Raw genomic sequence first — 7,791 nt, forward strand, 5'->3', positions numbered from 1 at the left:
TCTAAAGGCTGTCGAGGGTGCGTTTGAATATGTTTAAGCACGACCCCATCAATGTTGTCGGCCAGCGTTTGCAAATGGGCTTCTGCTGCTTTTGCTCTCTGCTCGGCGATCTTTCGCTGCTCGATTTCAGCCGCCATTTTTCGGTTCCAAAATACGATCACGAAAATGACCACAAAGATTCCAAGCCCGATGATCACCGACCATTTAGCGACTTCGCGTGGTGATAAGCCTTCTTGGTATTCATAGGTTAACCATTTGCTTTCCAAGCGCTCTAATTCATTGGCAGGCAGTGCTCCAATGGTTTTGTTGAGAATACTCAACAGCATGGGATGGCGGAAGTTCACTGCGAGAGCTAGTGGTGCGCTGTTTTGCTCATTAATGGTGCCAGTGATTTTGAATTGCCCTACATAGTCTTGATGCAATAAAGGTGCAGCATGATGAAGTGAAGCAAGCGCGAAACTGATGTCGTCTTTCTGTAATGCTTGGAAAGCGCTGACGTGATTGATGTAAGGGACGGCTAGGCAAGTAAGGCAGAGAGAAGGCAGAACTGTTGAGCCTCCAGAATTTTCAATCACACCAACAGCTTCGGTGCCACTTGGCGCAAAGTTGCCTAAGCGATCAGAGCGACTCAATAACACCCAAGGTTCAAAACTGTAAGCTTGAGTGAAGTCCATGTATCGGGCTTTATCTGTGGTTGGTGTGATGTTGGTTAGCACCATTGTCTCACCATTATTGAACGCGACCTCGGCCGCTTCTGGTGTTAGGTAAGTGGTACTTTCGAATGACACGCCAAGCACATTACTTATTAGGTTTAAGATGTCAGCAGATAAGCCTGAGTGTTGCTGTTGCTCATTGGTAAAGTCGTAAGGGTACCAATTGGAGTGTGTGCCTACGGGGATGGAAGGGTTGCTGTCGAGCCAGTTCTTTTCATCTTGGGTTAAATTCAATGTTCCATAGTTCAGCAGCATCGAATGTTGCGATGGAGCAAGCCATTGATTGTAGATAGATTGCAGTGAACCTACCTTAATGTCCTGTAAAGCGAAATTGATTCGGCTAAGCAATCTGTGCTTTCCTTTTTTGACCGCGAAATGCAAGTGATCTGCGGGAAGGTCAGGAAGTACAGATAATGTTAGTGAGTCTCGAGGCTGTTCTTGCAATAACGCAGAAAGTGCAAGCGCATCGCCAATGTACGCATCCACGCTATTCTCCTGAATCGCCGTGAATGCCGCTTGCGTGCTGTCTAATGTGGTAATTCGACTATCAGGAAGCAGGCTAGGAAGAAGATCATTGAGCGCAAACCCTTTCTCCAATGCTAGGTTGGCGGTTGCCAACGCACCTAAATCGTTTATTTTTCTATTTTGGGTAATCACCGCTCGTCTTATGGAAAACATCGGCTCACTAAAAGTCATGTAATTATGGCGCTCCTTGGTCGAAGAGACGCCGACTAGCAGATCTAATTCACCTCTTTCGAATGCACTCAGTACATCACTAAATGTTGAATACAACTTAATCTGATATTGGAAACCTGCATTTACCGCTACCTGATCCAACATACTGATGAGTAGCCCTTCAGAAACAGTGTTGCCTGAGGGAGTTTTATGTTGATAGCTGTAGGGGACCATGTCGTAAGAAGGCAGACCAACCCGCAATATGACTTGGTCACTCGATGAGTTCCCTGTTTTGCTTGCTAAGGAGCTAGCGGGTGATGTGTTCCCTGGTGGGGTGTTTTCGGCAAAGGTGAGCAGTGGCCACATCAACAGTGAAAGACAACTCAATAAAAAGGCGACACACCACGTTTTCGTTTTTGAAGCGCTGTTTTGCATAAAGACATCCTGTCGTTTGCTTGCTGATTTTAGAGTATCGCCATGCTTAACTAACGGCAGCCAAAGGGGCTTTAGTTAGTGTGGGGAGTGAAAAATTATCAGCTTGCTGCAATGCCATACGTTGAAGTAGAGCAAGGTTCGTGTGATCCGCTTTTAAATGAACGTCAATTTGGCGCTTTATTTGAACGACTTTGTCTTGTAATCCTAAGGCTTGATAACACAGCGCCAACAAGAAGAACGCGTCGACATCATTGCCTGAAAACTCGTTTATCGAAATACTCTCAATGCACTCTGTCGCAACCTCATGTTGATCGAGTTGAATCAGTTGTAAGGTACGACAAAGCTTTAGAAGCGGCTTGCTCAATGCGTAAGACTTTTCAGAGTGAGAAAGCCTCTGCCAAGTCGCTTCAGGTTTCCAAAGTGTTAGTTCTTCGTGGGTGAGCGCCAAACTATCCGCCCATAAGATGAGTGCTCGCTTACCTGTAGAATCCCAAATTGAGTGAGGAATGAGTTGTGCGAGAGATTTGAGATGTTGGGTCGCTTGTGTGACATTTTTATCTAGCAACTGCAGCCAGACCATGGTGTTGGTTAACTCAATATTACTGCTGTTCACGGTGAGTACTTGGTCAATCAGTTCGCTCGCTGATTCGAAATTACTGGTATTGAGACAGATCTTGACCTTAAGTTGCTGAAGTTTGATATTGCGAGGGTTGCTTTCTATTAGGCCATCGATTTGACGGAGTGCGTCGTGATAGTGTTGCTTGAGGATATGTATTTCAATGAGCTTAACTTTAGCGGGCAGGTAATCATGGAGCTGCAATAGCCCATTCAACATGGCTTGTGCGTCATCGAGTTGTTGGTTTTTTATCAGAATATTCGCCATATAAATAATGGCATCTTTCAGTGTCGACGGATCAGGGGCTTTGCCAAAGAGTGGCTTTACCGCATTGAGGTCATTCTTTAAAAAGGCCTGCTCTAATGTCGAAAAGTATTGCTGCCGAGAGAGTGCGGATGTGACTCTTTTTATGATGTCATCTGCACGTATTGGCTTAATCAAATAACCATCAGGTTCTAAGTTAGCATAACCAAAGAAGGTATCTTGGCTGTCATTGCCTGTGACGATAAAGACGATCGTTTGTGGCCGGATTAATTCTTTTTGCTGCAAGAACTCAAGCAACTGCAAGCCATTGCTTCCTGAGCCTAAATCGTGGTCAATTAATAAGATGTCGAATCGATGTGCGCGACAAGCCTCAATCGCGTTTTGTGCATTGGATGCGCTAATCACATTGTTGTTAGGCACGCCTAACTTGATAAGTAGTGCGCGGGTAGCACTTTGAATGACGCTGCTGTCATCAACGATGAGGTAGCGCGATCGGGCGAGTATATCCATATAGTAGCCTTCTGACGTATTGAGCCTTGCCACTTTGTCGTCTATGAATTAGCGGCTTATTTATTAAACACTTAAGTGTAGGAATGAATTCAATGAATAGCCACAAGTTGCACATCAATACGTACGGAATAATGTATAGGGAGTGATGTTGGTTCAGAAGGTTAGCGTGTTTCTAAAGTTAGAAATAAAAGGGGAAAGATACTATATACAAAAAAGACCGCACGAGGCGGTCTTTATAAAAGTGAGCGTAGGATTCTTTAACTACAGAACCTAATTACAGAACCATGGCTGCAATCCAACCGAATACGATCAGTGGGATGTTGTAGTGTAGGAACGTCGGTACTACGGTTTCCCATACGTGCTCGTGTTGACCATCAGCATTAAGACCCGATGTTGGACCTAAGGTTGAGTCAGAAGCTGGAGAGCCAGCATCACCAAGCGCTGCAGCTGTACCTACTAGAGCGATCGTTGCCATAGGAGAGAAACCAAATGCTGCTGCTAGTGGAACGTAGATAGTTGCAAGGATTGGAATCGTAGAGAACGAAGAACCGATACCCATGGTTACCAATAGACCAACGATGAGCATAAGCAGTGCTGCTAGAGGCTTGTTGTCACCAATGCTTGTTGAAAGCGCTTCAACCAAAGATTCAACGCCACCGGTTTGCTTCATTACTGCTGCAAAACCTGCCGCTGCAATCATGATGAAACCGATCATTGCCATCATGTGAACGCCCTTAGTGAAGACATCGTGTGTCTCTTTCCAAGCGATTACACCACCGAAGGTGAATACCATGAAACCAGCCAAAGCACCGATGATCATAGAACCTGTCGATAGTTGAACCGTTAGTGCAGCAACAATACCCGCAGCAGCCACTAGGATGTGCTTCTTGTTGATCTCTTTCACTTCGGTTGAAACAACAGTATGAGACGTTTCTTTGTATTGGCGAGGCTTACGGTAAGTAAAGAATACTGCCGTAAGAAGACCAAAGATCATGCCTGCAGCCGGTAACAACATCGCCATTGGTACTTGGCTTGCTACTACGTTTTCAAGACCGTTGTCGTGAAGGTTTTTAAGCAGGATGTTGTTTAGGAAGATGCCACCAAAACCGATAGGTAGAACCATATACGGAGTAATCAGGCCAAAAGTAAGTACACACGCAACCAAACGACGGTCTAGGTTCATTTTTGCGAATACGCCTAATAGAGGTGGGATTAAGATTGGAATGAAAGCGATATGTACAGGAATCACGTTTTGTGAAGACATGGTCACTAAGATCAAAGACGCAAGGATGCCGTATTTTAGACCGGTCGATGCTGCACTGTTCTCTTTGCCGTGAATGCGCTTAATGACGCTTTGAGCAAGTAGATCTGTGATACCAGAACGAGAGATAGCAACAGCAAAGGTACCAAGCATTGCGTAGCTAAGTGCGATAGTTGCACCGCCACCTAATCCACTTTCGAACGCTGCTACAGCATCGTTCACACTCATACCAGAGGCTACGCCACCGATAATTGCGCTGAACGTGAGAGCCACGACAACGTTTACGCGCATCAAAGCTAAAACAAGCATGATGCAAACTGAAATTACAACAGGATTCATATTATTCTCGGGATGTTGTGTTTTTTATGAAGGCAATACGAGTGAACGTTTACCGACTCTATTTTTATTCTTCGTCAACAAGAGGCCAACCACCAAGGGCTTTCCATTTGTTTACTATGCCGCAAAATAACTCTGTGGTTTTTTGCGTATCATACAAAGCAGAGTGTGCTTCTTTGTTGTCAAATTCCATCCCCGCAGTGCGGCAAGCTTTAGCCAAAACGGTTTGACCGTAGGCAAGACCACTAAGGGCTGCTGTGTCAAAAGTTGCAAATGGATGGAAAGGGACGCGTTTAAGCTTACAACGCTCACTTGCTGCATTAACGAAGTTTAAATCGAACGTAGCATTGTGAGCGACCATGATTGCGCGACTGCAATCTGAAGCTTTTTGTTCTTTTCTCACAAGCTTGTAGATTTCTTTAAGGGCTTCTTGTTCCGACACAGCACCACGTAATGGGCTAAATGGGTCTTTAATTCCGTTAAAGTCTAATGCTGCCTGCTCTATATTTGCGCCTTCAAAAGGCTCAATGTGAAAATGAAGCGTTGATGCAGGGTGCAGATCTCCGTTCTCATCCATTCTTAGTGTAATGGCACAGATTTCTAATAATGCATCGGTTTCAGCGTTAAACCCTGCGGTTTCCACGTCGATGACCACTGGGAAATAGCCACGAAAGCGTTTTTTAAGGGTCAGAGCTTCGTTTTCTACAGTCATGTTAGCCCAAATATGTGTGATTAAGGCAGCATTATTGCAGATAATAGCAGTGATAAAAACTAGGGAAGGGCAATAAATCATAAATTAGCCGACCTATTTCGGCTTAATAATTGCATATTCAAACGTGATGGAAAAATGCGGCAATTGGCTGCATTGTTAAACGAATTGCTTAAGAGATACTCCACTTTATGAAGAAACAACTCATAACAGGTTCAATGCTATTTTCGCTACTTATGTCGTCATCGGTATTGGCACAAGAAAAGCGTTACGGAGCATCTCCTCTACAGTCGACGTGGGAGATGGTGGCTAACACGCCATTAGAATGTCGCTTGGTTCACCCTATCCCCAACTTTGGTGATGCTGAGTTTTCATCTCGCGCGAGTAAAAAAATCATTTTGGATTTTGAGCTTAAAATGCGTCGCCCAATGGGGGCGACACGCAATGTAAGCTTGATCTCTATGCCGCCAGCTTGGCGTCCGGGCGAAAGTGCTGACCGCATGACGACCATTAAGTTCTTCCAACAATTTGATGGCTATGTTGGTGGTCAAACCGCTTGGGGTATTTTGAGTGAGTTGGAGAAAGGGCGTTACCCGACATTCAGCTATCAAGAATGGCAGAGCCGAGATCAGCGAATCGAAGTTGCACTATCATCGGTATTATTCCAAGAAAAGTACAATGTGTTCAGTGACTGTATCGCCAACTTATTGCCTTACAGCTTCGAAGATATCTCTTTTACTATCTTGCACTACGATCGTAACAGCGATCAGTTGAATAAGTCTTCACGTAAGAGACTCAGCCAGATTGCCGACTATGTTCGCTATAACCAAGACATCGACCTTGTGCTGGTGGCTACATACACCGATTCCGTCGATAGCAAAGGTATTAGCCAGAATCTTTCAGAGCGCAGAGCGGAATCATTAAGAGAGTACTTTAAATCTCTAGGCTTGCCAGAAGACCGTATTCAAGTACAAGGTTATGGTAAGCGTCGTCCAATTGCTGACAACAACTCGCCAATTGGTAAAGACAAAAACCGACGTGTTGTTATCTCTTTAGGTCGCACACAGGTTTAAGCTGAACAATAGCTCGTTTTGAAATGACAAAGCCCGTCTTCACTGATGACGGGCTTTTTTATATTTTAAATTTGAGTCGTTGTTTAAACGTAATTTATTTAGTTCAAGCGGAAGCGGGCGATCATTTCACAGTTGGTCGCGGTATCGATCTTTTCCACCATAGAAGCAATTTTAGGGTTGGGATGGCGTTTCATGAAATCGATAAGGGCTTTCTTACAGCAACCAATTGAGTCAATGAAGCTTGAACATTGCGTATTGGGACATTGCGGGATCAGTGTCAGTACTTTTTCTGAAGCCAATTGGAGATACTTGAGTTCATATTCAGTATCGCCGGCCCATCGCCAAAACTGAGCGAGGTTGTGACAAGAAATCACAGAGATAAGTAAGCGCTCGTCCGCTTGGATATCGGTACGCTCAGTAATTTTTTCGCTTAAACTCAATGCTTGCTGATAGTGAAGAATACTCTGTACAGGATCGTCGAGCTGCAATGCCGTATCGGCAAGTAACGTGTGTTTTTCCCATTCGCTAATCATTGTGTTACCTCACTAATCAATAGGGGACTTAATTTAAATGATAATTATTATCATGTAAAGTTTCATCAGTGAGAATGTTGTAATAATTAGTAAAGAATATCGATTATTAATAGAGCTACAAAAAAAGCGAGCTTTATGCTCGCTTATAGTGTTTATTCCATAGCCAAATATTGCAGAGGCTACGAAGGGTTAACCTTCTAGACCAGCACTTGCTTGTTTGTTCTGAATAAGCTCAATCATGTAGCCGTCAGGATCTTTAACGAATGCGATATGAGTAGAGCCGCCTTTTACAGGGCCCGCTTCACGTGTCACATTACCGCCTGCTGCTTTAATCGCGTCGCATGTTGTGTAGATGTCATCAACACCGATAGCAACGTGACCAAAAGCTGAGCCAAGGTCATATTCAGTCGTGCCCCAGTTGTAAGTCAGCTCAATCACAGCGCCTTGAGATTCGTCACCAAAGCCAACGAAAGCCAGTGTGTATTCGTACTCTTTGTTTTCGTTCTTACGTAATAGCTGCATGCCCATTACATTGGTGTAGAACTCGATAGACTTGTCTAGATCACCAACGCGTAGCATAGTGTGTAGGAATTTCATATTTCACCCTTATTGGCACCACAAGCATGGCGCCGTTATGATTTTGAGTGGAGGTTATCCACTAATCTC

General features: G+C 44.3%; 7 protein-coding genes. 1 reads left to right on the plus strand and 6 read right to left on the minus strand.

Annotation, left to right across the window (positions count from 1 at the left end; genetic code table 11):
• The 4 genes from AB4653_RS21340 to rnt all read right to left on the minus strand — a co-directional run.
• Window positions 1-1,823, minus strand: a 1,823-nt coding sequence (locus AB4653_RS21340) for a transporter substrate-binding domain-containing protein (RefSeq protein WP_372105282.1), incomplete at its 3' end; no start/stop codon positions are given.
• Window positions 1,824-1,869: 46 nt separating this feature from the next.
• The gene (locus AB4653_RS21345; RefSeq protein WP_240798082.1) at window positions 1,870-3,213 is read right to left on the minus strand and encodes a response regulator; all 1,344 of its coding nucleotides are present in this window, start codon (window positions 3,211-3,213) and stop codon (window positions 1,870-1,872) included.
• A 274-nt stretch (window positions 3,214-3,487) separates the two neighbouring features.
• Window positions 3,488-4,813, minus strand: coding sequence for a Na+/H+ antiporter family protein (locus AB4653_RS21350; protein ID WP_009848745.1), 1,326 nt, complete (start codon window positions 4,811-4,813; stop codon window positions 3,488-3,490).
• Between the two features lie 64 nt (window positions 4,814-4,877).
• Window positions 4,878-5,522 (minus strand): ribonuclease T, encoded by a 645-nt coding sequence (gene rnt / locus AB4653_RS21355; RefSeq protein ID WP_029222960.1) that lies wholly within the window; start codon window positions 5,520-5,522, stop codon window positions 4,878-4,880.
• 188 nt (window positions 5,523-5,710) lie between these two features.
• Between rnt and motY the strand changes: the two genes are divergently transcribed.
• On the plus strand, window positions 5,711-6,592 hold the full coding sequence (gene motY / locus AB4653_RS21360; RefSeq protein WP_012603529.1) for a flagellar protein MotY: 882 nt from the start codon (window positions 5,711-5,713) through the stop codon (window positions 6,590-6,592).
• A gap of 98 nt (window positions 6,593-6,690) precedes the next feature.
• Here the strand turns inward: motY and AB4653_RS21365 are convergent, their stop codons facing one another.
• Together AB4653_RS21365 and gloA are read right to left on the minus strand one after the other, a co-directional pair.
• Window positions 6,691-7,125 carry a DUF2753 domain-containing protein gene (locus tag AB4653_RS21365; RefSeq protein ID WP_012603530.1) on the minus strand — a complete coding sequence of 145 codons (435 nt, stop codon included), beginning with the start codon at window positions 7,123-7,125 and terminating at the stop codon, window positions 6,691-6,693.
• Between the two features lie 189 nt (window positions 7,126-7,314).
• Window positions 7,315-7,722 (minus strand): lactoylglutathione lyase, encoded by a 408-nt coding sequence (gene gloA / locus AB4653_RS21370; protein ID WP_372105284.1) that lies wholly within the window; start codon window positions 7,720-7,722, stop codon window positions 7,315-7,317.
• Between the last annotated feature and the right edge of the window lie 69 nt (window positions 7,723-7,791).

This window comes from Vibrio sp. 10N.222.48.A3 (assembly GCF_041475345.1).
GTDB lineage: Bacteria > Pseudomonadota > Gammaproteobacteria > Enterobacterales > Vibrionaceae > Vibrio > Vibrio tasmaniensis_A.